This window comes from Acidisoma sp. 7E03 (assembly GCF_054665075.1).
In genome coordinates, this window is sequence record NZ_BAAFHE010000002.1 from 278,446 (window position 1) to 303,717 (window position 25,272).

The following is a 25,272-nucleotide window of genomic DNA, read 5'->3' on the forward strand; positions in this document are numbered from 1 at the left end:
CACATCCATGGCGATCGATCCTGAAAGGCGGTCGACCCTCTCGGGTCTGACCGAAGGCGAGGCGAGGGAATTCAACCGAATCTTCGTCATCAGCTTTCTCATATTCGTGGGGATAGCCATCATCGCCCACATTTTGGCCTGGTCCTGGCGGCCTTGGCTGCCCGGCGTCCATGGCTATCAGACGTCCATGCTGCTCGATCATCCGGCAGTTCATGGTCTGGCGGCGGTCGGCAGCCATGCCGCTGCCGTTCTGCTGACCTGAGAGGAGGAGGCCATGTATCGCATCTGGATCCTATACGACCCGCGTCGCGCATTGACGACGCTGTTCGTCTTCCTTCTGATCCTGGCTCTCGTGATCCACTTCATTCTGCTGAGCACGAGCCGCTTCAACTGGCTTGATGGCCCCAATGCGGATCGCTACGGCGGTCCGTCTCAGGTCCAGCAGATGACGCCTCTGCCGTCCTCGAAAACGCCCTGAACATGGGTTCGGCTGGAGGCCGGCAAGCGCCGGTCTCCTCCGAGCGGAGATGCCGCAATGGCCATGATGAATTTCGAGTACAAATACCGCATCCGTGGCGGAACGCTGATCGGCGGTGATCTGTTCGACTTCTGGGTCGGCCCGTTCTATGTCGGCTTCTTCGGCGTCACGACGATTTTCTTCACGCTCATCGGCACCGCCCTGATTGTCTACGGCGCGGCGATCGGCCCGACCTGGAATGTCTGGCAGATCAACATCCCGCCGCCGGATCTCAAATACGGCCTGGGTTTCGCGCCGCTCGCGAGCGGGGGCTTGTGGCAATGGATCACCTTCTGCGCGCTCGGGGCCTTCATATCCTGGGACCTGCGCATGATCGAGATCGCCCGCAAGCTCGGGATGGGGCTGCACGTGCCGATTGCCTTCGCTTGCGCGATCCTCGCCTATTTCACGCTCGAGGTTATCCGGCCCGTCATGCTCGGCGCCTGGGGGAACGGCTTTCCCTACGGCATCATGTCGCATCTCGATTGGGTCAGCAACGTCGGCTACCAGCACCTCGCCTTTCACTACAACCCCGCCCACATGATCGCGGTCAGCTTCTTCTTCACGACCACCTTCATCCTCTCGATGCATGGCGGCGTGATCCTGTCGGCGCTTAATCCGGGTGGCGACGACACCGTCAAACCCTCCGGCTACGAGGACAGCTTCTTCCGCGACTTGATCGTCTATTCGATCGGCCCGCTCGGCATTCATCGTCTCGGCTGGTTCTGTGCCATGAACGCGGGCGTCTGGAGTGCCATCTGCATCGTCATCAGCGGCCCGTTGTGGACGCATGGTTGGCCGCAGTGGTGGAACTGGTGGCTCAATCTCCCGATTTGGGGCTAAGGCGATGTTCGACTATCGGACGGCTTTCGGACTTCAGTATCAAAACATCTTCAACCGCATTCAGGTGCGCGGCCCGTTCGATCCGGGCGCGCCGCTGAACAATAACCAAGAGCACAACCGTCGCGGCAAGCCGTTCCATTCCTATCTGCTCGGCCTCATCGGGGCCGCGCAGGTGGGCCCCTTCTATCTCGGCACCTGCGGCTTGCTCTCGATCGTTTGCGGGTTCATCGCCTTCGAGATCATCGGCCTGAACATGCTGGCCTCTGTGAACTGGGATCCGGTGCAGTTCATCCGCCTGCTGCCTTGGCTCGGGCTGGAGCCGCCGGCCCCTGTCTGGGGCTTGCGCATCCCACCCCTCAACCAGGGCGGCTGGTGGCTGATGGCCGGCGCCTTCCTCACTGCTTCGCTGATCTTCTGGTGGTTCCGCGTCTATCTCCGGGCCAGGGCGCTCGGCCTTGGCACGCATGTCGCCTGGGCTTTCGCTGCCGCCATCTGGCTCTATCTCGTCTGTGGCTTTTTCCGGCCGCTGCTCATGGGATCATGGGGAGAGGGCGTGCCCTTCGGCATCTTCCCGCATCTGGACTGGACCGCCTCGATCTCCATCCGCTCGGGGAACCTCTATTACAACCCCTTCCACATGCTCTCGATCGTCTTTCTCTACGGGTCGACGCTGCTCTTCGCGATGCATGGCGGCACCATCCTCGCCACCAGTCGCTACTGGGGCGAACGCGAGCTGGAACAGGTCACCGATCGCGGTACGGCGGCTGAGCGCGGCGCCATCTTCTGGCGCTGGATCATGGGCTTCAATGCCACCTTCGAATCGATCCATCGCTGGGCCTGGTGGTTCGCCGTTCTCTGCCCGCTCACAGGGGGCATCGGCATCCTGCTGACGGGGACGGTGGTCGACAACTGGTATCTCTGGGGCGTCAAGCACGGCCTGGCACCCGTCTATCCTGCCGTCTATCCCTACATCGCGGCCCCCCTCACTCATTTGCAGGGTGTTGTCAAATGACGAACATCCTTTTGGCCCCCTTCCGCTTCACGGCCAGCCTGATCGTCGGCGCCGTCGCCTCCGCCCGGGCGCATCCCTACAAGACGGGCGGATGGGTCACCGGCATCGTCGTCGCCGCCATCGCTTGGGGGCTTGCGAGCACCCTGCAGACCCTGCCGATGGCGAGCGTGCAGCTCGGCTATCGCGGCACGGGCATGATCGAGCAGTATAACGTGGCGGCCAGCGAGGCGGCGGCACCGCTCAACACGCCGCCCGCCACCTTCCCGTCGGTGACGGCTGCCGGCAAGCCGGCAAGCGCGGTCTACAAGAACGTGCAGATCCTCAAGACGGTGGACGCCAACGACTTCCTGCGTGTCATGGCCGGGATGACCCAGTGGGTCGCACCGCAAGTGGGGTGCGCCTACTGCCACTCGGTCGCCAACATGGCTTCGGACGCGGTCTACACCAAGGAGATCGCGCGCCACATGCTGTTGATGACGCAGTACATCAACGAGAACTGGAAGAGCCACGTGGGCGCCGCCGGCGTCACCTGCGGCACTTGCCATCGCGGCCAGGGCGCGCCGCAGTTCACCTGGACCATGCAGCCGCCGCCCGGCGGGCTGCACGGCTATGCCGCTACCACGACGGGAGAGAATTATCCCTCGGCGGCCGCCGATCTCTCGGCGCTGCCCTCCGATCCCTACACGCCCTTCCTGCTCAATGCGGCGCCCATTTCGGTACAGGGAGCCACGGCACTGCCGGATGGCAACCGCACCTCCATCGAGCAGACCAACTGGACCTATGCGCTGATGATGCATTTCGCGCATTCCCTCGGCGTGGGCTGCAACTACTGCCACAACAGCCGCGCCTTCTCGGTCTGGGACCAGGGCACCCCCAACCGGGTCACCGCCTGGTACGGCATCCAGATGGTGCGTGACCTGAACGCTAACTTCATGGTGCCCATCACCAAACTCCTGCCCCGTGTCCGGCTTGGTGCGCTAGGTGACGTGCCCAAGATCAATTGCGAGACCTGCCATCAAGGCGCCTACGCACCCTATTACGGCGCGCATGTCGTCGACGGTTATCCGGCGCTCACCCATTCCACGGGTGGCAGTGCAGGGACGGCAGAGACCGGGACCCCGCCGCCCTTCGTCCTGCCGACCGCCGCCAAATCGGCGGCGGCGGGGCCGGCGGCCGGGCCCGCAGAAGCCAGCCTGGCTGCACCAGTGTCCTCTGGCGCGGTCGCTCAGTCGGGAGGTGCGACGCCATGAAGAAGAAACTCATCGGCGGGGCGTTCGGCACGTTGCTCGCTGCCGGGCTGCTCGCGGCCCATGGCTGGGGCGCGACGCAGGTTCCGGTGCAGACACCGGGGCAGGGGCCGGCCCAGGCGCCGACTGCGGACGCGGCCCTTCTGGCGAAGGGAAAATATCTGACGACCATGGGGGATTGCGTCGGCTGCCACACCGCCAATGGCGGCACGCCCTTCGCCGGCGGCCAGTATATGGCGATGCCCTTCGGTCAACTCTCCACCCCCAACATCACGCCGGACGTCGCCACCGGCATCGGCAAATACAGTGATGCCGACTTCATCCGCCTAATGCGCGGCGGTGTCACGCCCAGCGGGCAGCACGTCTATCCGGCCATGCCCTATCCCTGGTATGCGACCCTGCAGGATGACGATATTCTCGCGATCAAGGCCTATCTCTTTTCGCTCGCACCCGTCCATGCGCCGCGACTGCCCTATTCGGTCTGGTTTCCGTTCAATCTCAGGCCGGCGATCATGGGCTACAACATGTTCTTCGTCGGCGACCGCTTCCAGCCCGATCCGAAGCTGACCGCCGAGCAGAACCGGGGCGCCTATATCGTCAACGGGCTCGAGCATTGCGGCGAGTGCCACAACCATCGCAACTTCCTCGGCAACAGTGCCGTGGCGCTTTCCGTCCTCGGCGGCCCCATCACGCAATGGTACGCGCCGAGCCTGCGGTTCGATCCGATGACCGGTCTCGGGCGCTACAGTGATGCCGACATCGTGCAGTTTCTGCACGAAGGGCACGCGCCGTCGATGGGTACTGCGGCCGGTCCGATGGCGGAAGTGATCGACTACAGCACCAAATACCTGAGCGACGCCGATTTGCATGCGATCGTCGCCTATCTCCATACCCTGCCTGCAACGCCGAGCTATTACGGCTGGAAGCGCAATCCCGCCAACGCGGCGCTGGTGGAGGGGCAGCAAGTCTATCTCAGCCACTGCGCCTCCTGCCATCAGCCGAACGGCGCCGGCATTCCCGGCAAGATCCCGGCGCTCGATGGCAACGGCATGGTGACGGCGACCGGGCCGCAGAGCGTGATCCGCGTCGTCCTCGGTGGCCTCGAAGCGCGCGGGCCCTATGCGCTGATGCCGGGGGTCGGGGCGACGATGACCAACGACCAGATCGTCGCCGTGACCAACTACATCCGCCAAGCCTGGAGCAACGCGGCTCCGATGAATGCGACGCCCAAGCTCGTCCAGATCATCCGCGAGGATACCCACACCTTCACCAATGGTCAGCGGCCCGATGGCTGCCCGACGTTGGAACAGGCGCAGCTGAAGACGGTTCTGGCCGACAAGAGCAACGGGCTGGAAGATCTGCTCGCCTCCACGACGATGCCCAACTTGCTGAACAACGTGAATGCCATCGTGCAGAAGCTGCACAGCCTGGCGCCCGACCTCTCGCGCGCGGATGCGGTGAACGGGCTGACGATCGCCTATTGCCCGGTGGTCTATGGCGACGCCAGCGTCCCGCCCGATCAGCGCGGTTGGCAGCTCACGCACTTCGCCGATCGGCTCTACACGCAGCTCTCGCAGAATGGGAGTGACTGAGGATGTATGTCTGGTGGTTCATCCTGATCGTCCTGATCTGGGCCTGGCTGACCGGCGGCTCCCTCTACGGCTGGCGGAATAGGCAGCTGGGGGGCTGGCTGACCTTGGGTTCCGTCGCCGTCTGGACCGGCCTTGCCGGCTGCGTGGTTCTCTTCGTGCTGCCCTACTGGCGGGTGGTTTATCTGGTCCTGCTGCAGCCCGGCTAAACCGGGCTGCGGCGCTGCCGAAGCAGCATCTCGACGACTTTGGCCGAGGTCAGGACGCCGGGCAGGCCGGCACCCGGATGCGTGCCGGCGCCCACGAGGTAGAGCCCGTCCAGCTCTTCGGACGCATTGTGGAACCGGAACCAGGCCGATTGGGTGAGGCGTGGCGAGATCGAGAAGCCCGCACCGTAGCGGCTGCGATAATCCTCCCGGAACGTCTCCGGCGTCATCCAGCTTTCGGTGACGATGGCGTCGGAGAGGCCGGGCAACTCCCGCTCCTCCATCATGGCGACCAGGCGGTCGCGCAGCCGCGGTCCGGCCGAGGTCCAATCGATGCCTGCACGCAGATTCGGCACTGGAGCGAGGACGTAGAAGGCATCGTGGCCGGCGGGCGCCATGGCTGGGTCGCTCGCCGTCGGCCGGTGAAGGTAGAGGCTGAGATCCTCCGGCACCTCCGTGCCGCGCCCGAAGATCTCGTCGAGCAGGCTCTTGTAGCGCGTGCCGAGCAGAATCGTGTGGTGGGCTGTCTTCTCGTAGCGACGGTTGGTGCCGAAGTAGAAAACGAAGAGACCCATGGAATAGTCAAGCCGCTCCAACCGGCGGTCCGTCCAGCGGCGGCGCGTCCGATCGGGCAGCAGATCGGCATAGAGTGCCGGCGCATCGGCATTGGCGATGACGATCTCCGCCGTCAAGACTTCGCCTGTCGTCAGTGCAACACCCGTCACCCGCGCCGCGTCGTGAAGGAGCCTTGCCACGTCTGCCTGCAAGCGTATGTGGATGCCCTGGCGCTGCATGAGCGCGCCCAGTGCGGCGACGAGTGCCCCTGTGCCGCCTTCCGGGAACCAGACCCCATGCGCGCGTTCGAGATGCTGGATCAGGGCATAGATGCCGCTGGTGTGAAACGGATGTCCGCCCACCAGCAGAGGCTGGATTGTGAAGACACGGCGTAGGCTTTCGTCGCGAAGATAGTGCTGAACAAGGCCGTAGACGCTGCGATGGCCGCCCAGCCGGATGATCTGCGGAAAGGCAGCCAGCATGGTGGTGAAGGCGTCAAACGGCTGGGCGGCATAGCGCTCATAGCCGATGCGGTAGAGCTCTGCCGCATGTGCCAGCATCTTTTCATAGCCAGCAACGTCATCCGGCGAAAACCGCATGACTTCAGCCCGCATCGCCGCCGCATCGCCGGTGAGGTCGAAAGTTCTTCCGTCCACGAAACGGATACGATAAAACGGCTTGACCGGGAGCAGTGTGAGGTAATCGCGGAGGTCTTCCCCGAAGAGGGCGAAGAGCTCGTCGAAGAGAAAGGGCGCGGTGATGACCGTTGGCCCGGCATCGAAGTGAAATCCGTCATGACGGACCACGCGGCCGCGCCCGCCGAGCTGATCAAGACGTTCGACGAGCGTGACCTCGTAACCCATTGCACGCGCCCGCAAGCTCGCGGCGATGCCGCCGAAACCACCGCCAATCACGATGGCGCGCTGCCGGTTCGGACGAGCTTCTTGAGGTGTCGGCATTTATTGGGTAACGTTCCTGTCAGAGGTTAGTTCGATCGTCATAAAAACAAGAGACCTGACGGCGCCTCTCCCGTTTTGCTCCAGATGTCGTCGGCGTGGACATAGGGGCTTGAGAGCGAACGGATTAAACGAGATGACGAACACCTTAGAGGACGCTTTGTCCGGGGTATCATCGTTCGATCACGACAGTGGTGGCGATGTGTGGTGGGCGCTGCTCGGCAGCGGCTTGCATGGAACCCCACCGATGGAGAATGCAACGCTGACGGCGCTGCTTCTTCTTCTGGTGGCGGCGGCTGAGCGCCGGCAAGCCTTGCCGGCAACTGGGCGCATCGTGAACCTCGTGTGCGCTCTGCGCGAGACGAGCGAGGACGCGACGGTGCGCGCCTCCGTCGTATCGCGGCTGAGCGAGGCCCTGGCCTGCCTGCGTGGCACGCTGAACTGAACGTGCCGCCGCAGCGCGGCGTGCATCCCCCCTCATCACGCAAAGACTGCGGCCGGCGCTCCTGCCTTGAGGCTGGCACCGAGCTCTCGTCCCATCTGCGCGGCATCCGCGGCGGCGCCTTCGATCGCATCCCGCCGGAGGAAGCGGCCGTCGACCGAAGCGAGAAGGCCCGTCAGCCGTAGGCGGCGGCCAGGCAAAAGCTCACCGAAGGCGCCGATCGGCGTGGAGCAAGAGCCGTCCAGCGTGCCGAGCAAGGCGCGCTCCGCCGTCGCCGCCACGCGCGCGGCTTCGTCTTCGATGATCTTGAGCAGGTCGCGCAACTCCGTCGCATCTTCCCGCGCCGTGACGCCGACGATGCCCTGGCAGGCAGCGGGCAGCATGATCTCGGGTCCGAGAGCGACCGAGGCTTCGGCCTCCAGCCCCAGACGTCGGAGGCCCGCCATCGCCAGCAGGCTGGCGGTGCAGTCGCCATGGCGGATCTTGTCGAGGCGCGACTGCACATTGCCCCGCATCATGGTGATGGTCAGGTCCGGCCGAGCCGCCAGCAACTGGGCTTGCCGCCGGACGGAGCAGGTGCCGACGACGGCACCGTGTGGCAGGCTGGCATAGGGATCGCTCGGGTCGACCTCCGCGCAACTGTCGCTGAGAATCAGTGCATCGCGTACATCCTCCCGCGGCAAGGTGCAGGCCAGCACGATGCCGGGCGGCAGGCTCGTCTCGAGGTCCTTCAGGCTGTGCACGGCGAGATCGATGCGGCGGTCCAGCAGCGCCTCGTGAATCTCCTTGGCAAACAGGCCTTTGCCGCCGATCTCGGCGAGGCGCCTGTCCTGGACCGCATCCCCGGTGGTGCGGATCACGTGCTCCTGGAACACGTCCATCTGGTGCAGAACCGGGCATACCCGCGTGAGGGTTTTCAGAAAGCTGCGGGTTTGCTGCAGGGCGAGCGGGGAGGCGCGTGTGCCGACCCGCAACGGCAGGCGGGGATGGTGCGGGGGCGCCATGGGCCGCGCGCCGAGCGGGTCCTCCACCGTCGTCCGCAGCCGCACCGCGTCCATCAGCGTTGCCCCTTGGCGATGTCGCCGCGGTATGCAGGTCCCGGGAAGGGGCCATTCAGACGAACCATGGCGCGGTTGAGGACGGAGGCGATGCTCACCCAGACGAGATACGGCACCAGCAGCACGGCCGCGAGCAGCGCCCGCGGGGCGCAGGCGATGATCAGAGCGAGGATCGAGAGCCAGAGAAAGACCACCTCGATCAGGGCCCAGTCTGGCCGGCGCAGCTTGAAGAAGAACAAGCTCCACAGGATGTTGAGCACGCCATTGACGATGAAGAGGAGGAGGATGAGCAGCCTGCCGCCCTCGTCCGGCGTGGCGCGCCAGGCGAGAACGGCCGCCGCACAGGTCAAGGCGCCGATCACGCTCCAGATTGGCCCGAAGGACCAGTTGGGTGGTCGCCAGGGCGGGCTGCGCAGGCTGTGATACCAGGGGCCGATTTCGGTCAGCGCGCCGCCCGCACCCAGCACGCCGATGGTCGCGACCACGGCGATGACGATTGTCTCGATCACGCGGAGAGAATCCCGGTCAGATGCCCCATGCTCTTGCAGAAGATCCGCAGATGCGTGAGCGGTTTTGTGCGGACAAGTTCCTTGGTCATGTAGGCGGCCCAGGTCAACCGCTGCACGTCGGCGTCGCGACAGATGGTGACGAAGCGCTCGCGCCGGCCGTCGTTGGTGTACCAGTAACGCTGCATGATGCCGAGGACGGCGAAGACCTGACCGTGGCTGCGCATGAAGCGGCGCCGCGCCTCGCGCAGAAGGCGGGCGTCGCCGGTCACCAGAAAGGCGTCCACCGCCTCGGCGGCGAGCTGGCCGCCCAGCATGGCGTAATAGATGCCTTCGCCCGAGGCCGGCGCCACCACGCCGGCCGCATCCCCCGCGAGCAGCACGCTCTGCCCGTCGTCCCAGCGCCGCAGCGGCTTCAGCGGGATGGGCGCGCCTTCGCAGCGCAGGGTTTCAACCTGATCGAGGCCCGTCGCGGCGCGCAGTGCGGCGGTGGCGCGGCGAAGGGCGAAACCCTTCTGCGCACTGCCGAGACCGACGCTCGTCGTCGGCCCATGGGGAAAGACCCAGCCGTAAAAATCCGGCGAGACCTGACCCTTATAATGCACCTCGCAGCGTGCCGGGTCGAAGTCGCCGGGCGTGGGAGAGCGGACGATCTCGTGATAGGCGAAGACGTAGCGCATGCGGTCGGCGCCGCGGACGCCGGCGGCGCGGGCCACGCCCGAGCGGGCGCCATCGGCCCCGACCACGGAGCGGGCGCGCAGCGTGAAGGCAGTGCCGTCCGCGCCCGTCGTCCGGCAGTGCAGATGGACGATGCCATCGGCGTCGCGGCTCAGCCCCTCGAACAGGCCGGTGCGCAGTTCCGCACCATCGGACGCAGCCCGCGCCCGTAGCCAGGCGTCGAACGCCTCCCGGTCGACCATCCCGACGAAGCCATTTTCGATCGGCATGTCGGCGATCCGGTCGGAAGGGGCGAACATGCGCGCCGAGGTGACGCGGGCCATCAGCAAGTCGTCCGGAATGGCGAAATCCTGAATCAACCGAGGTGGGATGGCGCCACCGCAGGGTTTTACACGGCCGCCGCGCTCGAGCAGCAGCACCCTGCGCCCGGCCTTGGCCAGGCGCGAGGCGGCGGTCGCTCCCGCCGGCCCTCCGCCGACCACCACGGTGTCGTACACTGGTTCGCTCGTCATGACGCACCTCCCGTCAGGAAGGGCGCCGCGATCATCACGGCGCCAAGGCGAAGGCGGTGGCCAGCATGCCGAGCACGTAGAGCGTGGTGCCGGTGGCATTGTACCAGGGAGCGCGGCCGCGGGGGTCGTCGAGCAGCCGGCGCATGAGAAGGAGCTGCGCCACCAGCAGAGCGGTGACGAGGCCGGCGGCGATGGGCAGCCGCCAGGAGAACAGCAGAAGCACGACGGCGGCCTGCGCGCCCGCCATCGTCAGACAGGCGAGGCGGCAGGCGCGGGCAGGGCCGAAGCGGGCCGGCAAGGTCGCGAGACCCATCTGGCGGTCGCCCTCGATCGATTTGAAATCATTGAGCGTCATGATGCCATGCGCGCCCAGGCTGTAGAGGAGGGCCACCAGAATGATGGCCGGCGAGGGGCGCATGCCGAGGCAGACGGCGGCGCCCGCAAACCAGGGCAGCCCCTCGTAGGACAGGCCGACGGCCAGGTTGCTCCACCATCCGTTGCGTTTCAGGCGGATCGGCGGGGCGCTGTAGATCCAGGCGAGCAGCAGGCCGATCGCGGCGGCGATGGCAACCATGGGGCCGAGGGCGAGGGCGGTCGCGGCCGTGAGCAGCGTGCCGGCGATGGCGATGCCGAGCCCCCAACGGCCGGGCACGCGCCCCGAGGGGATCGGCCGCTCCGGCTCGTTGATGGCGTCGACGTGCCGGTCGTACCAATCGTTGATGGCCTGGCTGGTGCCGCAGGCGAGCGGTCCGGCCAGCACGGCACCCAGCGCGACGACCGCCCAGCCGCGATGGCCGGGGCCACCGGCGGAGACGACGCCGCAGCCGAAGGCCCAGATCGGCGCGAACCAGGTGATGGGCTTGAGAAGTTCGAGGACGGCGCGCGGGCTCGGCGTGCGGCCAGCGGGAGGACGCTCCGCCGCAGGCCGCATCAGCCCCAGCGTGCCGCCCTGCTCGCTCATGCGGCGGATTCGCCGTCGCCGTCGCCGTCGTTCGGATCACTCAAACCGTATCGGCGAAGCTTCACATAGAGGCTTTGCCGGCTGAGCCCGAGCATTTCCGCGGCGGAGGCGCGGTTGTTACCGGTCAACTCCAGCGCGGACTCGATGCAGAGCCGCTCGATCACGTCGATCGCGTCGCGCACGAGGTCCTTCATGGACACGCGGCCGATCAACTCGGTCAGCTGCTCGATCGAATGGGGCATCGCGCGCGGCGCTTGAGCGCGCGATGCCGTCAGCCGGCGGCCGACGTCGCGGATCACGAAGCCGAAGCACTGCCGGCCGTCGAGCAGCACGGTATTGGCCGAGATCTCGACGTCGCTGACGCCGCCCATCTCACCGCGCACGCTGGTCGCGAACAGCCGCACCACGCCGCGCTGCTTGAGATTGGCGAGCAGAACGTCGACGTCGATGCTGGATTGGCCGATCCAGTTTTCGATGGATTGGCCGAGCGCGCGGGACGGGGAGCCGAGTTGCGCCATGGCGACGAAGGCGGCGTTAGCGTTCACGAGGCCGCCGTCCGGCGTCGTCAGGATGAAGCCGTCCGGCGCCTGCTCCAGCGCCGTCAGCAGCAGCTGGTCGATCTCGGATGCCGCGGGGCGGCGGATCGCGTCGCTGAGACGCAGCACCAGGATCGCGGTCTTCTCTTCCTGCAGCAGCGTCGCGGACAGCGTGACGCTGACCTCCTGGCCCGCGTCTTCGTCGACGGAATCGGGATTGAGGCGCACGACCAGAGATTGCGCACCCCCGGCCTGGCGCAGGTTGCCCAGCACGCGCTGCGCTCCCGCACGGTCCTCCGGATGCAGCAGATCGAGGATGGGGACGCCGACGGCCCGCCGCCCTTGCTCGATCAGCTTGAGACCGGCCGGGTTCGCCTCCGTCACACGCAGGCTATGCGCATCGAGCACCATCAGCGGCTCAGGCGCCGTCTGGAACAGGCCCCTGTAGCGCGCCTGGGTCTGGCGCAGGCTGGTATAGTCCCGTTCCAGCGCCTGCTGCGCATCCACCAGCCGCTGCTGCAGCGTGGCGAGCCGCCGCAGATCGCGGCCGAAGGCGATGACGGAGCCGTCGCTATTGGCGCGGACCGCGGCATATTCGATCGCGACGTCTGGGCCGTCGAGCGCGGCGGGGTGGTTGAGGTGGCGCGGATAGGGCTCGGCGTCCTTCAAGGCGCTGTCGAGCAAGGCTTCCACTTTTGGGCGGCTCTCCACCGTCACCGTGTCCGTCCACCGGCGGCCGGCCCAGGACCCCGCGTCGTCCAGGGCGTTTTCGAGTTCGCGGGTGCGGAAGGCGCAGTCCTGAACGATGCCGTCGGGGCTGACGATCAGGGCGACATCGGCCGCGGCGGCAAGGATCCGCGAAGCGTCCACTGCCGCGAGGGCGCCGATGGAGCCGTTATCCCTGGAAAGCCACTTACTCGCCCTCATAACGGTATTCTTGCATTGGCCCGAGTCGGCGGGCGCGGTTTGAGCAAAACGGTTGTCATCCGGCACTGGATGGAGGCCCCTTCGGCCGGCGGACGCTGGATAGCAGTTCTTCTGCTCGTTCGGTGGCCTCGGCGGCGCTGGCGCCAGTCCCGTCCGCCCCCAGTGTCTCGACGAGCGACGGGGTCGCCAGGATCATCGCCCCGCCGACCATGATGATGACGTTCCTGTTGTGGGACGCAGCGCGGATCGCCTTGATGCAGTGGTCGACGTGACTGACCTGCACATCGGTCGCCATGGACAGCCCGACCACGTCGTAATCGGTTGTGGAAACGAGGCTGGCCACATCGTCTGAACTGGATACCTGGATGTGCGATACCTGCCACCCTGCGCTATCGAAACAATTGGCAAGTAACGAGGCACCGAACCTATGTTGCTCCCCCTGCAAAGTCAACAATAACAAAGTTTTTTGCGCCTCCCCGGGGGGCGGCACGATGCGGCGCGTCATCGGAGCGATGTCGTGGGCCATCCGCTGCAGATGGAACATGCCCAGGGTGACCTCCTCGAAGCCGGCACGGTCTTCGACCCAGAGAAAACCGAGGTGGCGCGCGGCATCGGCGATCAATTCCAGACAGGCGGCATTGCCGGCTTCACCGTCCTTGACGAGGCGCGACAGCACTGACCGTACCGCGCCCTGGGGATCGGGGCCGATGACACCCTCGGCGAGACTGACGGCCTCGTCGTCACGATGTCGTCTGGCCGGGCGGGCAGCAGCAGGTGAGGGGGGCGGCGGTGCGGCCGTTGCGGCACGCGCCCGGTAGCTCGCGAGCAGCCGCGGGATGATGTCGGCCTCGATCACCCGTTCGATGGCAGCCTGCCGCCGCTGCGGCGTGCGTTCGTCGCGCAGGATCCGGACGACGGCGGCTTCGACGGACGAGTCGTTGAGCGTGCAGGCGCCTTGCCCGCCGGCTCCCGTATCCGATGTTCCTTGTTGATCCAGACTGGACATCAGCCGTCCCCTGTACCTCCCGCCATGAAAGCCGCCACCGGCCACGACTGTCAATCCGAATTTACGTCTAGAATGCTTGACAGTGCGAAGGGGGAGTCCTAGCGTTTCCGTCAAGAAGACGACGCGTCCGATGCGGGTCGTGAGAGAAGAACCCCCTCCGGTCGGTCGAAACTTCGGGCCTTCGCCCAGCGAGCGAAGCGTAAGGGGGAGCGATGATCACGAGTTTCAGCGATCTACTCAATACCTTCGACAGCTCGCCCTGGTCGGCGACCAGCGGGCGGTCCTGCTGTGGCCAGCAAAACCAGGTGACAAGCCTGGTTTACACCCCCGACCAGCGCCGTCGCCGTGACGATACGCCCTGGACCCGGGTGCAGGGTATCCTCGCCCCGCTGCAATTCCTGGCCTTTCTCGTCAGCACGGGCCTCGTGCTCCGCTACCTGGTGGTGGGCCATGGCTATGAGGCGGCGACCATTTCGGTCGTGATCAAGACCCTGTTTCTCTACGCCATCATGATCACCGGCTCGCTTTGGGAGAAGGCTGTCTTCGGCCGCTACCTGATGGCGCCCGCCTTCTTCTGGGAAGATATGTTCAGCTTCCTGGTGATCGGGCTGCACACCGCCTATCTCCTGGCGCTAGCAACCGGCGCGCTCACCGGCCGGGAGATGATGCTGCTGGCTTTGACCGCCTTCGCCGCCTACCTCGTCAATGCCGTCCAGTTCCTTCTGAAATTCCGTGCGGTCCGGCGCGAGGCGCCCGTGCACGGTCTGGCGGCGGTGAAATGAGCGCCACGCTCCGCTCCGAGGCCGCTGCCGGCTGCATCGCGCCGCCGGTTCTGCGGGAGCGGGGGCAGCGCGAGGTTTTTTGCGGCCTGACCGGCATCGTCTGGCTGCATCGCCGTATCCAAAACGTCTTCTTTCTTGTCGTCGGCTCGCGCACCTGTGCGCATCTGCTGCAATCCGCCGCAGGCGTCATGATCTTCGCGGAACCGCGCTTCGCTACGGCGATCATCGAGGAGCGCGACCTCGCCGGCCGCGCCGACATGGATGACGCGCTCGATGGCGTGGTGGCCCGCCTGTTGGAGCGCAGACCCGAGATCCGCTTGCTCTTCCTCGTCGGCTCCTGCCCGTCCGAGGTGATCAAGTTTGATCTCGGTCGCGCCGCGGCACGGTTGACGCGGCAATATCTGCCGCTCACCCGGGTGTTGAGCTATTCCGGCAGCGGCATCGAAACCACCTTCACCCAGGGCGAGGATGCCTGCCTCGCGGCGCTCGTGCCCGAACTGCCGGCCAGCGAGGCGCCCCAGTTGATGGTGGCCGGCGCGCTACCCGATGCGGTCGAGGCGGAGTTCGCCGCCATCTTCGCGCAAGCCGGGATCGGGCCGGTGCAATTCCTGCCGGCCCGAGATGCGACGGCGCTGCCGCCCGTGGGGCCGGGCACCGTTCTGATGCTCGCACAACCCTTTCTGACGGAGACCGCCCGCCTGCTGGAAGGGCGCGGCGCCCGTCTCGTCGTCGCGCCCTTCCCGCTCGGCGCCGAGGGAACCCGTCTCTGGTTTGAAGCCGCGGGGGCAGCGATGGGTGCGGCGCCGTCCCGTTTGGCGGCTGCCATGGCCCCCGGCCTCGCCCGGGCGGACGGCGCCATCGCCCGCCATCGGCCCATGCTCGTGGGCCGGCGGATCTTCTTCTTTCCCGATTCGCAGCTGGAAGTGCCGCTCGCCCGCTTCCTCGCGCGGGAACTCGGCATGGAGTTGGTCGAGGTGGGCACGCCCTATCTCAATCGCCAGCATCTGGCGGCCGATCTCGCTCTGCTGCCGCCCGCCACGCAGCTGAGCGAGGGGCAGGATGTCGACCGCCAGCTCGACCGCTGCCGCGCGGCGGCGCCCGATCTCGTGGTCTGCGGTCTCGGCCTCGCCAATCCGCTGGAGGCGGAGGGTACGGCCACCAAGTGGTCGATCGAGCTGCTCTTCAGCCCAATCCACGGCTTTGAGCAGGCTGGCGATCTGGCCGGGCTCTTCACCCGTCCGCTGCGGCGCCGCGTGGCTCTGGAGGTCTGAGGGCCATGCAGCTCACCCTCTGGACCTATGAAGGACCGCCTCACGTCGGTGCCATGCGCATCGCGGCGGCCATGACCGGGGTCCACTACGTGCTCCACGCCCCGCAGGGCGACACCTACGCCGATCTGCTCTTTACGATGATCGAGCGGCGGGACCGCCGGCCGCCCGTGACCTACACGACCTTTCAAGCGCGGGATCTCGGCGGCGATACGGCGGAGCTTTTCAAGACTGCCGCACGCGATGCGGTGGCCCGCTTCCGGCCGGAAGCCCTGCTGGTCGGAGCCTCCTGCACCGGAGAGCTGATTCAGGACGATCCCGCGGGCCTCGCCCGCGGGCTCGACGTGCCGGTGATCGCGCTCCACCTGCCCTCTTATCAGCGCAAGGAAAATTGGGGCGCATCCGAAACCTTCTACCAATTGGTGCGGCGCTTCGCGGCGGGCCAGCCACTGCCCCGTGAAGGCCGGCAGCCCTGCTGCAACCTGCTAGGACCGACGGCGCTTGGCTTCCGCAACCGGGACGATCTGCGGGAGATCGAGCACCTGCTCGGCCGCCTGGGTGTCGCCATCAACGTCGTCGCCCCCCTCAGTGCAAGCCCGGCCGATCTCGCCCGGCTGGGCGAGGCCGATTTCAACGTCGTCCTCTATCCTGAGATCGCCGATACAGCGGCGGCTTGGCTGGAACGGCAGTTCGGCCAGAAGCGGGTGAAGACGGTGCCGATCGGCGTCGGCGCTACGCGGGATTTTGTGGCCGAGGTCGTGGCCCTGGCGGGCCTCGCGCCGGCGGCGTGCGAACACAACAGCCACCTTCCCTGGTATTCCCGCTCGGTCGACGCGAACTACCTGACCGGCAAGAAGGTCTTCATTTTCGGCGATGCCACCCACGCGGTCGGTGCCGCGCGGGTCGCGGTGAAGGAACTTGGCTTCGCCCTGGTCGGCCTCGGTACTTATTCGCGTGAGCAGGCGCGCAGCCTGCGCGAGGCCGCCGCCGCCTACGATATCGCCGCCCTGATTACTGACGATTATCTGGAGGTCGAGGCCGCCATCGCGGCGGCGGAGCCCGACCTCGTGCTCGGCACGCAGATGGAGCGGCATATCTGCAAGCGGCTGGGTATTCCTTGCGCTGTCATCTCTGCGCCCATCCATGTGCAGGATTTTCCGGCTCGCTACTCCCCTCAGATGGGTTTCGAAGGAGCCAACGTGCTCTTCGATAGCTGGGTGCATCCGCTGATGATGGGCCTCGAAGAGCATTTGCTGGCGATGTTCCGCGAAGACAGCGAGTTCGGCGAAGGCGCGGCGCCCTCGCATCTCGGTGTCGCGGCGATGCCGTCGGCCGAGCCCGACCTGAGGGCGGAGGCCATGCCGGCGGAAGCGATCTGGCTGCCCGAGGCCGAGCAGGCCCTGAAGAAGATTCCGATCTTCGTGCGCGGCAAAGCGCGCCGCAACACCGAAAGCTTCGCGAAGGCTACCGGTTGCGCCAGCATCTCGCTCCAGACCCTCTATGATGCGAGGGCGCATTATGCCCGCTGACCGCGCATCCCGGGGCGTGACGCCGATCCGCATCGTCATCGTGACGATGGACAGCTACCTCGCTCATGCGGCGGAGGCGGCCGAGCAGGTGCTGCGGCGGGACGTCCCGGGGCTGGAGCTGCGCGTCCATACCGCCGACGAATGGGGCCAGGACCCCGCCTTGCTCGACGCCTGTCTCGCCGACATCGAAACGGGTGACATCGTCGTCGCGGCGATGCTCTTCCTGGAAGACCATATCCGCCCCGTCATGCCGGCCCTGCAGGCGCGGCGCGCGCAGTGCGACGCGATGCTCGGCCTGATGTCGGCGGGCGAGGTGGTGCGCCTCACGCGGCTCGGCAAGTTCACCATGGACGGTAAGGCCGGCGGTGGCCTTGCCTTGTTGAAGCGGCTGCGCGGCGCGAGCCGCAAGGAAGGCCGGTCCAGCGGTCAGGCCCAGATGAAGATGCTGCGGCGCCTCCCCGCGCTGCTCAAGTTCATTCCGGGCACGGCCCAGGATGCGCGCTGCTATTTCCTCGCGATGCAATATTGGCTCGGCGGGTCCGAGGCGAACCTCGTCAACCTCGTGCGCCTGCTTGTCGATCGCTATGCCGCGGGCGACCGCCAGACCATGGTCGGTACCGTGCGGGCGGCGGCCCCCATCCAGTATCCCGAGGTCGGGCTATTCCATCCTGACATCCCGGGTAGCGTCACGACCGATCTCGCCCGGCTGCCACGCCGCCCGGGCAGCCGCGGCACCGTGGGGCTGCTGCTCCTGCGCTCCTATGTCCTTGCCGGCAACGCGGCCCATTACGCCGGGGTCATTGCGGCACTGGAGGCGGCCGGGCTGCATGTGATTCCGGCTTTCGCTGCCGGGCTCGATGGCCGCCCGGCGATGGAAGCCTACTTCATGCAGGAGGGCGCGCCGGCGGTGGACGCCATCGTCTCCCTCACCGGCTTTTCTCTCGTGGGCGGCCCCGCCTACAACGATGCGAAGGCGGCGCAAGAGATCCTGGCCCGCTTTGATGTCCCCTATGTCACCGCCCATCCGGTCGAGTTCCAGACCTTGGAGCAATGGCAGGGCGATGCGCGCGGCCTGATGCCGGTCGAAGCCGCCATGATGGTGGCGATCCCGGAGCTCGACGGCGGCGTCTGGCCGATGACCTTCGGCGGTCGCTCCTCCAGTGGAGAAAGTCATCGCCGGCAGATGGTGGTGCATGAGGAGCGGGCGCGGATGCTCGCCGCGCGCGTCGCACGGCTCGTTCGCCTGCGCCACGCGGCGCGGGCCGAGCGGCGTGTCGCGATCGTGCTCTTCAACTTCCCCCCGAATGCCGGCGCGACCGGTACCGCCGCCTATCTCGGCGTCTTCGAATCCCTGCACAATACGATGCGGGCCCTCGACGCCGCGGGGTATCAGGTCACCGTGCCGCCGACGGTCGATGCGCTGCGCGACCGCATCCTTCAGGGCAATGCCACGCGCTTCGGCACGGATGCCAATGTCGCCGCGCGCATCCCGGTTGCCGATCATCTGCGGCGGGAGCCCTGGCTTGCCGAGATCGAAAAGACCTGGGGGCCGGCACCCGGCCGCCAGAACAGCGACGGCAGCAGTCTTCATGTCCTGGGCGAGCAGTTCGGCAACGTCTTCGTCGGTGTCCAGCCTGCCTTCGGCTACGAGGGCGACCCGATGCGCTTGCTCTTCGAGCATGGCTTTGCGCCGACGCATGCCTTTTCGGCCTTTTATCGCTGGCTGCGCGAAGATTTCGGCGCGCATGCCGTCCTGCATTTCGGTACCCACGGGGCGCTGGAATTCATGCCCGGCAAGCATACGGGCCTCTCCGCCGCCTGCTGGCCTGATCGGCTGATCGGCGATCTGCCGAACCTCTATCTCTACGCCTGCAACAATCCCTCCGAAGGGGCGCTGGCCAAGCGCCGCTCCGGCGCCGCGCTGATCAGTTATCTCACCCCGCCGGTCGGCCGCGCCGGCCTCTATCGCGGCCTGCTCGACCTCAAGACCTCCATCGATCGCTGGCGCGGGCTGGAGCCTGAGGCGGACCCGGTGCAGCGGGCCGATCTCGAAGCGCTCATCCAGGCGCAGGCGGCGCTGGTCGATCTGGCACCGGAGGCGCCGGCCTGGACGGAGGCGGCGGAGGCGATCACGCAGCTGCGGCAGGCGCTGCTCGAGCTCGAGCTCACCCTGATCCCGCATGGCCTGCACGTCGTGGGCCAGGCGCCGTCCGCCGAAGCTCGGGCGGACATCATTGAGGCTGCGGGGGTGACCGATCCTGCCGAACGCGCGGCGATGGACCGGGCACTGGCGGAGGAGACGGAACTGCCCGCCATCCTGCATGCGCTGGACGGCGGCTATATCCGCCCCGCGCCTGGTGGCGACTTGCTGCGCAATACCGAGGTGCTGCCGACGGGCCGCAACCTGCATGGGCTCGATCCCTTCCGCATCCCCAGCGCCGCGGCCGTGCAGGATGGCGCCCGCCAGGCCGAGCGTCTGCTCGCCCGCCATGCGGCGGACGGTCACGGCTTGCCGGAGACGGTGGCGATGGTGCTGTGGGGCACTGACAATCTGAAGACCGAGGGCGGCCCCATCGCGCAGGCGCTCTGGCTGCTCGGCGCCGAGCCGCGCCACGACAGCTACGGTCGCCTGACCGGCGCGCAGCTCATTCCGCTGGAGCGACTGGGGCGGCCGCGTGTCGACGTGGTGCTCACGCTCTCGGGCATCTTCCGCGACCTGCTGCCCATGCAGGTGAAGCTGCTGGCGGAGGCGGCCCTCCTCGCGGCCAGCGCCGAGGAGCCGCTGGAGTGCAACCCCGTGCGCGCCCATGCGCTCGCCTATATGGCCGAGCATGGCGGCGCGCTGGAGACGGCGGCCCTCCGGGTTTTCGGCAATGCCGAGGATGCCTATGGCGCCCATGTCAACCATCTCGTCGACAGTGGCGCCTGGAACGACGAGGACGAGTTGGCGGAGGCCTTCGTGCGCCGCAAGGGCTTCGCCTATGGCATGGCGGGCTGTGCCGCACGGCAGGATCAACTGATGGCTCATGTCCTGAAGCGTGTCGACGTCGCCTACCAGAATCTCGAATCGGTAGAGCTCGGCGTCACCACCGTCGATACCTATTTCGATACGCTGGGCGGCATTGCCCGGGCCGTGCGGCGGGCCAATGGCGGCCAGGCGGCCGCCGTCTACATTGGCGATCAGACCCGCGGCGACGGGCTGGTGCGCAGCCTGTCGGAACAGGTTGCGCTGGAAACACGCACGCGGGCGCTCAATCCGAAGTGGTATGAAGCCCTGCTGGCCCACGGCTACGAGGGCGTGCGCCAGATCGAGGCGCAGGTCACCAATACGCTCGGCTGGTCAGCGACGACGGGCCAAGTGGCGCCCTGGGTCTACGAGAAGCTGAGCGAGACCTTCGTGCTGGAACCGGGCATGCGGGAACGCCTCTGCGCCCTTAACCCGGCGGCCTCGGCCAAGATCGCGAGCCGTCTGCTCGAAGCCAATGATCGCAAATACTGGAGCCCCGATCCCGGGGTTCTCGAACAGCTGCGCCAGGCGGGCGAAGCGATCGAGGACCGCCTGGAAGGTGTGGGCGTGGGAGTTGCCGCATGACGATCGTCAGCAAGCCCGATCTTCTTCGCAAGGCCGCCGGCTGCTCGACCTGCGAGCCGGATGGCGAGGGCAGCGTGCAGGTGCGGATGGAAGCCCCGCGCCGTACCGGGTCGGCCAAGGTCTTCGCCGTCTACGGCAAGGGCGGAATCGGCAAGAGCACGACCTCGTCCAATCTGTCGCTGGCCTTCGCCCGTCTCGGCCACCGGGTGCTGCAGATCGGCTGCGACCCCAAGCATGACAGCACCTTCACGTTGACCAAGCGCCTGATCCCGACGGTGATCGACGTGCTGGAGGGGGTGGATTTCCATCCCGAAGAGCTGCGGCCGGAAGACTTCGTCGTCGCCGGCACCGGTGGCGTGATGTGCGTCGAAGCCGGCGGCCCACCGGCCGGCACCGGCTGTGGCGGCTACGTGGTAGGGCAGACGGTCAAGCTGTTGCGCGATCATCACCTGCTCGAGGATACCGACGTGGTCGTTTTCGACGTGCTGGGGGATGTCGTCTGCGGCGGCTTCGCGGCGCCCTTGCAGCATGCCGACCAGGCGCTGATCGTGGCCGCCAACGATTTCGACAGCATCTTTGCGATGAACCGCATCGTCGCCGCGATCGCGGCGAAGGCGCGCAACTACGACGTGCGGCTCGGCGGCGTCATCGTCAACCGCAGCGCGGGCACGGACCAGGTGGACAAATACGCCGCCGCCGCAGGTCTCGCGACGCTCGCGCATTTTCCGGATCTCGACGCCATCCGGCGCAGCCGGCTGAAGAAGGCGACGCTCTTCGAGATGGAGAACGCGCCCGATGTCGCGGCGGTACAGGCCGAATACATGCGCCTCGCGGCGCAGTTGATGGCCGGGGTCCCTAATCAGGAGGCCAAACCGCTCCGCGACCGTGACATCTTCGATCTGCTGGGATTCGAATGATGATCAGCCTCACCTACGAGCGCCGGCGCGGCGAACTGGAAACCTATTTCGATCGCACGGCCGCGGCGGCCTGGGCGCGCCTCACCTCCGATGCGCCCGTCAGCCGTATCCGCGCCACCGTCCGCGCCGGTCGGGAGACGATGCGCGCCACGCTGCTCGACTGGCTGCCGCAGGATCTCACCGGTTGCCGTCTGCTCGATGCCGGTTGTGGCACGGGCGCCGTCGCCGTCGAGGCGGCGCGGCGGGGGGCGACCGTCGTCGCGGTCGATCTCGCGGGCAGCCTGCTCGACCTTGCCCGCACGCGTATTCCGGCGGCGCTCGCCGGCCGCGTCACCTTCGTCGCCGGAGACATGCTCGATGCTGCCTTCGGCCGCTTCGATCACGTCGTCGCCATGGATTCGCTGATCCACTACCCGGCACGGGAGATGGTCTCCGCCCTTTCGGCACTCGCCGTGCGCACCGATGTCAGCCTGCTCGCGACCTTCGCGCCGCGGACGCCCGCTCTCTCGGCGATGCACGCGGTCGGCAAGTTCTTTCCGCGCGGCGACAGGGCGCCGGCGATCGAGCCTGTCGCCGAGCGTCGGCTGCAGCGCGGGCTGGATGCGGCGCTCGCGGGCGAGGGCTGGATGCGGCACCGCAGCCGGCGGGTCGCCACCGGATTCTACACCTCGCAGGCACTGGAATTGGTGCGGCGATGAGCAGTTCCTCCTCCTCCACGGGTTCCCGCGCCTTCCGCTTCTGGAACGGGCTTGGCCTCGGCTGGCTGCCGATCGCCGAGGTGGTGTCGGAGGAGTTGCCGCTGTCCCGCCTGCTGCGGCTCGCGCTGTTTCAGGTCTCCGTCGGCATGGCGGTGGCGCTGGTGGTCGGCACGCTCAACCGGGTGATGATCGTGGAACTCGGCGTCTCCGCCCGGCTCGTCGCGATCATGGTGGCGCTGCCGCTGGTCTTCGCCCCCGCCCGCGCACTGATCGGCTTCCGCTCGGACAACCACCGCTCGCTGCTCGGCTGGCGTCGGACGCCCTATCTCTGGTTCGGTTCCCTGCTGCAGTTCGGCGGCCTCGCGATGATGCCCTTCGCCTTGCTGCTGCTCTCCGGGGCAGGCGGCGGCCATGCCGCGCCCTGGGCCGGCTCCTTCGCCGTCTCGATGGCGTTTCTGCTCACCGGTGCCGGGTTGCACACGACGCAGACGGTGGGGCTCGCGCTCGCGACGGACATCGCGCCCGAGCGCTGCCGCCCGCAGGTGGTGGCCGTGCTCTGCGCCATGCTGCTGGTCGGCGTACTGATCAGCGCTTTGCTCTTCGGCGTGCTGCTGTCGCACTTCACCGTTCAGAAGCTCATCCAGGTCATCCAGGGTGCGGCGCTGATGACGATGATCCTCAACGGCGCCGCGCTGTGGAAGCAGGAGCCGCGCCGCGCGCTAAGCGGAACGGCGGAGGCTGCGGGTTCCTTCAGGGTGTCGATGGCCGCCATGCTCGCCGAGCCGCAGGCGCGCCGCCGGCTGCTTGTGGTCACGCTCGGCACCATGGCCTTCAGCCTGCAGGACGTGCTGCTGGAACCCTATGGCGGCCAGGTGCTTGGCCTGCCTGTCGCCGCGACGACGGCGCTCACGGCCCTTTTGGCGGTGGGCGGCTTGTGCGGCTTCGCCATCGGCGGGCGGCTGCTGTCTCGTCATGCCGATCCGCATCGCGTCGCCGCCTATGGTGCGCTCGTCGGGCTCTTTGCCTTCAGTTGCGTGATCTTCGCCGGCCCCACCCGGGCGGCCATCCTCTTCGCGGTCGGCACCACCCTGATCGGCGCCGGCGCGGCACTCTTTCTCGTCGGCACCCTGGCGAGCGCGGTGGACGCCGCCGGCGACAGCCGCGTCGGGCTCAAGCTCGGCGCCTGGGGTGCGGTGCAGGCTTGCGCTGCCGGCGCCGCCATCGCGCTCGGCGGCGTCCTTCACGATGTCATTGCGCAACTTGCCCTGCGCGGTGCGCTGGGCGCCGCCGTAGTTGGCCCGGCAACCGGCTACCAGGCCGTTTACGGCTTGGAGATGGTCATCCTCTTTGTCACGCTCGTCTGCCTTGGGCCGTTGGTGCGCTTCTCGTCACCCTCGGCCCCGCTGACCCCTTTTGAACGCCGTTCCAGGAAGGAGCATCCCGCATGATGACCGGCGCTCTCGGCCACTACATCGACGTCGCCCAGGTCACGCTCTACGCGTTTTGGGCCTGCTTCGCCGCGCTGATCATCTATCTGCGGCGAGAGGACAAGCGCGAGGGCTATCCGCTCGTCTCGGAGTTGCTCGGGCAGAACGACATCGCGGTGACGGAAGGTTTTCCCGATATGCCGAGGCCGAAGACCTTCCGGCTGTATCACGGCGGCCTGTCCTTCGCGCCGCGCCCCGAAACGCCGACGGTGCCCAACGGCGCCCGCTCGGCCGCGCTCTTCCCAGGCGCGCCGCTCGAACCCACCGGCAATCCGCTGATCGACGGCCTGGGACCCGCCGCCTATGTCGAGCGTGTCGATGAGCCGGATCTCACCATCGACGGGCAGTACAAGATCGTGCCGATGCGTGACGGCGTGGAGTATTATCTGCATCCGTCTTCGCCGGATCCGCGCGGCTGGCGCGTGGTTGCCGCTGACAGGCGCAGCCCGGGCATCATTTCCGACATCTGGCTCGACGAGATCGAGGAGTCGGTGCGCTATCTCGAAGTCAGCCTGACCCTTCCGGGCTACGAAGGGCAGCGCGTTCTCATCCCGCATGGCTTCCTGCGCTTTCGCCGGCAGATGCGGGAGGTGTTCGTCAACGCCATCCTTGCCCATCAGTTCGCCGACGTTCCGCGCACCCGCAGCGACGCCTGTGTGACACGGCTCGAAGAAGACAAGCTGGTCGGCTATTTCGGTGGCGGACAGCTTCTGGCGACGCATGAACGGTCGAGGCCCGTGCTATGAGCGCGCCGCTTCGCGTCATTCGCGCGGCCGGCCGCTCCGAGCTCGGTCGAGTGCCCTATGGCTTGCCGGCGCCGCTGCCGAAGGGCGAGCAGATGCTGTGGCAAGGAGGGCCGAGCTGGCAGAGCATCGCTCTCCGCGTATTGCACGTGCGGAAACTCGGCATCTACTTTGGTGTGCTCGCCTTGATCTGTCTGGGCCGCGCCCTGATGGTGGAGACGGCGCAGATGTGGTGGTCGCTCTTCGCTCTGCTGTTTCTCGGCGCGGTCGCGATCCTGCTGCTGGTCGGCTTCGCCTGTCTGGTGGCGCGCACCACCGTCTACACCATCACCGACAAGCGTGTGGTGATGCGGGTCGGGGTCGCCATCAGCATGAGTCTCAATCTGCCTTTCGTGATGATGGAATCGGCGGATCTGCGGCTCTTCCGTGACGGCAGCGGCGACATTGCCCTGCTGCTCTCGGGGGAGACGCGGGTGGGCTACATCACCCTCTGGCCGCACGTGCGGCCGTGGCGCACCCGCCGCGTCCAGCCCATGCTGCGCGCGATACCCGAGGCGGCGCGCGTCGCGCAGCTCCTTGCCCGCGCTCTGGCGGCGAGTGCGGGGCAGCGTGTCGTGGTTTTCGCGTCGGCGAGCGCTGGTGAGACCAGTCCGGCCGCCGCTGGCGCCATCCCTGCTTCGGCCGCGATGACGGGAGATTGAGCGG

At 67.2% G+C, this 25,272-nt stretch carries 24 protein-coding genes; 17 read left to right on the forward strand and 7 right to left on the reverse strand.

Features of this window, described 5'->3' with window-relative positions; genetic code table 11:
* Nucleotides 1-7: 7 nt before the first annotated feature.
* Genes pufB through ACYQ6W_RS04185 form a run of 7 tightly spaced genes read left to right on the forward strand, consistent with a single transcriptional unit; the run spans nucleotide 8 to nucleotide 5,417 of the window.
* Entirely contained in the window at nucleotides 8-262 is a 255-nt protein-coding gene (gene pufB, locus ACYQ6W_RS04155; RefSeq protein ID WP_459673749.1) for a light-harvesting antenna LH1, beta subunit, read from the forward strand.
* A 12-nt stretch (nucleotides 263-274) separates the two neighbouring features.
* Nucleotides 275-478, forward strand: a complete 204-nt coding sequence (gene pufA / locus ACYQ6W_RS04160) for a light-harvesting antenna LH1, alpha subunit (protein WP_459673750.1) — start codon at nucleotides 275-277, stop codon at nucleotides 476-478.
* Nucleotides 479-535: 57 nt separating this feature from the next.
* Nucleotides 536-1,360: a photosynthetic reaction center subunit L gene (gene pufL / locus ACYQ6W_RS04165; protein WP_459673751.1), complete on the forward strand. Its 825-nt coding sequence runs from the start codon at nucleotides 536-538 to the stop codon at nucleotides 1,358-1,360.
* Nucleotides 1,361-1,364: 4 nt separating this feature from the next.
* Nucleotides 1,365-2,372, forward strand: coding sequence for a photosynthetic reaction center subunit M (pufM, locus tag ACYQ6W_RS04170; protein WP_459673752.1), 1,008 nt, complete (start codon nucleotides 1,365-1,367; stop codon nucleotides 2,370-2,372).
* Nucleotides 2,369-3,622 carry a photosynthetic reaction center cytochrome PufC gene (gene pufC, locus ACYQ6W_RS04175; RefSeq protein ID WP_459673753.1) on the forward strand — a complete coding sequence of 418 codons (1,254 nt, stop codon included), beginning with the start codon at nucleotides 2,369-2,371 and terminating at the stop codon, nucleotides 3,620-3,622. The genes pufM and pufC overlap by 4 nt, the downstream gene beginning before the upstream one ends.
* A complete protein-coding gene (locus ACYQ6W_RS04180) occupies nucleotides 3,619-5,211 on the forward strand; it encodes a c-type cytochrome (protein ID WP_459673754.1) in 1,593 nt (530 codons plus the stop codon). Before pufC ends, ACYQ6W_RS04180 begins: the two co-directional genes overlap by 4 nt.
* Nucleotides 5,212-5,213: 2 nt before the next feature.
* Nucleotides 5,214-5,417, forward strand: coding sequence for a hypothetical protein (locus ACYQ6W_RS04185; protein WP_459673755.1), 204 nt, complete (start codon nucleotides 5,214-5,216; stop codon nucleotides 5,415-5,417).
* Here the strand turns inward: ACYQ6W_RS04185 and crtI are convergent.
* Complete coding sequence (gene crtI / locus ACYQ6W_RS04190) at nucleotides 5,414-6,928, reverse strand: phytoene desaturase family protein (RefSeq protein ID WP_459673756.1); 1,515 nt, start codon at nucleotides 6,926-6,928, stop codon at nucleotides 5,414-5,416. The two genes, ACYQ6W_RS04185 and crtI, sit on opposite strands and share 4 nt — an antisense overlap.
* Before the next feature lie 133 nt (nucleotides 6,929-7,061).
* On the opposite strand from crtI, the gene ACYQ6W_RS04195 reads away from it, so the two are divergent.
* Entirely contained in the window at nucleotides 7,062-7,370 is a 309-nt protein-coding gene (locus ACYQ6W_RS04195) for a hypothetical protein (RefSeq protein ID WP_459673757.1), read from the forward strand.
* A 35-nt stretch (nucleotides 7,371-7,405) separates the two neighbouring features.
* Here ACYQ6W_RS04195 and hemC read toward each other — a convergent pair whose 3' ends face one another.
* Genes hemC through ACYQ6W_RS04225 form a run of 6 tightly spaced genes read right to left on the reverse strand, consistent with a single transcriptional unit; the run spans nucleotide 7,406 to nucleotide 13,551 of the window.
* Nucleotides 7,406-8,371 (reverse strand): hydroxymethylbilane synthase, encoded by a 966-nt coding sequence (hemC, locus tag ACYQ6W_RS04200; RefSeq protein WP_459674047.1) that lies wholly within the window; start codon nucleotides 8,369-8,371, stop codon nucleotides 7,406-7,408.
* A 53-nt stretch (nucleotides 8,372-8,424) separates the two neighbouring features.
* Nucleotides 8,425-8,934, reverse strand: coding sequence for a TspO/MBR family protein (locus tag ACYQ6W_RS04205; protein ID WP_459673758.1), 510 nt, complete (start codon nucleotides 8,932-8,934; stop codon nucleotides 8,425-8,427).
* Nucleotides 8,931-10,121 carry a geranylgeranyl diphosphate reductase gene (locus ACYQ6W_RS04210; protein ID WP_459673760.1) on the reverse strand — a complete coding sequence of 397 codons (1,191 nt, stop codon included), beginning with the start codon at nucleotides 10,119-10,121 and terminating at the stop codon, nucleotides 8,931-8,933. Before ACYQ6W_RS04210 ends, ACYQ6W_RS04205 begins: the two co-directional genes overlap by 4 nt.
* 34 nt (nucleotides 10,122-10,155) lie before the next feature.
* A complete protein-coding gene (gene chlG / locus ACYQ6W_RS04215) occupies nucleotides 10,156-11,082 on the reverse strand; it encodes a chlorophyll synthase ChlG (RefSeq protein ID WP_459673761.1) in 927 nt (308 codons plus the stop codon).
* Nucleotides 11,079-12,545: a transcriptional regulator PpsR gene (gene ppsR / locus ACYQ6W_RS04220; protein WP_459673762.1), complete on the reverse strand. Its 1,467-nt coding sequence runs from the start codon at nucleotides 12,543-12,545 to the stop codon at nucleotides 11,079-11,081. The genes chlG and ppsR overlap by 4 nt, the downstream gene beginning before the upstream one ends.
* Before the next feature lie 55 nt (nucleotides 12,546-12,600).
* Nucleotides 12,601-13,551, reverse strand: coding sequence for a cobalamin B12-binding domain-containing protein (locus ACYQ6W_RS04225; protein WP_459673763.1), 951 nt, complete (start codon nucleotides 13,549-13,551; stop codon nucleotides 12,601-12,603).
* A gap of 212 nt (nucleotides 13,552-13,763) precedes the next feature.
* Between ACYQ6W_RS04225 and bchF the strand changes: the two genes are divergently transcribed.
* From bchF to puhB, 9 genes are read left to right on the forward strand one after another with little or no spacing between them, the layout of a single operon-like run.
* A complete protein-coding gene (gene bchF, locus ACYQ6W_RS04230) occupies nucleotides 13,764-14,333 on the forward strand; it encodes a 2-vinyl bacteriochlorophyllide hydratase (protein WP_459673764.1) in 570 nt (189 codons plus the stop codon).
* A complete protein-coding gene (locus tag ACYQ6W_RS04235) occupies nucleotides 14,330-15,604 on the forward strand; it encodes a ferredoxin:protochlorophyllide reductase (ATP-dependent) subunit N (RefSeq protein ID WP_459673765.1) in 1,275 nt (424 codons plus the stop codon). The genes bchF and ACYQ6W_RS04235 overlap by 4 nt, the downstream gene beginning before the upstream one ends.
* A 5-nt stretch (nucleotides 15,605-15,609) precedes the next feature.
* Nucleotides 15,610-17,130 (forward strand): ferredoxin:protochlorophyllide reductase (ATP-dependent) subunit B, encoded by a 1,521-nt coding sequence (gene bchB, locus ACYQ6W_RS04240; protein ID WP_459673766.1) that lies wholly within the window; start codon nucleotides 15,610-15,612, stop codon nucleotides 17,128-17,130.
* The gene (locus ACYQ6W_RS04245; protein WP_459673768.1) at nucleotides 17,120-20,722 is read left to right on the forward strand and encodes a magnesium chelatase subunit H; all 3,603 of its coding nucleotides are present in this window, start codon (nucleotides 17,120-17,122) and stop codon (nucleotides 20,720-20,722) included. The genes bchB and ACYQ6W_RS04245 overlap by 11 nt, the downstream gene beginning before the upstream one ends.
* On the forward strand, nucleotides 20,719-21,639 hold the full coding sequence (bchL, locus tag ACYQ6W_RS04250; protein WP_459673769.1) for a ferredoxin:protochlorophyllide reductase (ATP-dependent) iron-sulfur ATP-binding protein: 921 nt from the start codon (nucleotides 20,719-20,721) through the stop codon (nucleotides 21,637-21,639). Before ACYQ6W_RS04245 ends, bchL begins: the two co-directional genes overlap by 4 nt.
* Nucleotides 21,639-22,337 (forward strand): magnesium protoporphyrin IX methyltransferase, encoded by a 699-nt coding sequence (gene bchM / locus ACYQ6W_RS04255; RefSeq protein ID WP_459673770.1) that lies wholly within the window; start codon nucleotides 21,639-21,641, stop codon nucleotides 22,335-22,337. Before bchL ends, bchM begins: the two co-directional genes overlap by 1 nt.
* Nucleotides 22,334-23,785: a BCD family MFS transporter gene (locus tag ACYQ6W_RS04260; RefSeq protein ID WP_459673771.1), complete on the forward strand. Its 1,452-nt coding sequence runs from the start codon at nucleotides 22,334-22,336 to the stop codon at nucleotides 23,783-23,785. Before bchM ends, ACYQ6W_RS04260 begins: the two co-directional genes overlap by 4 nt.
* Nucleotides 23,782-24,570: a photosynthetic reaction center subunit H gene (gene puhA / locus ACYQ6W_RS04265; protein ID WP_459673772.1), complete on the forward strand. Its 789-nt coding sequence runs from the start codon at nucleotides 23,782-23,784 to the stop codon at nucleotides 24,568-24,570. Before ACYQ6W_RS04260 ends, puhA begins: the two co-directional genes overlap by 4 nt.
* A complete protein-coding gene (gene puhB, locus ACYQ6W_RS04270; protein WP_459673773.1) occupies nucleotides 24,567-25,268 on the forward strand; it encodes a photosynthetic complex putative assembly protein PuhB in 702 nt (233 codons plus the stop codon). Before puhA ends, puhB begins: the two co-directional genes overlap by 4 nt.
* Nucleotides 25,269-25,272 lie beyond the last annotated feature (4 nt).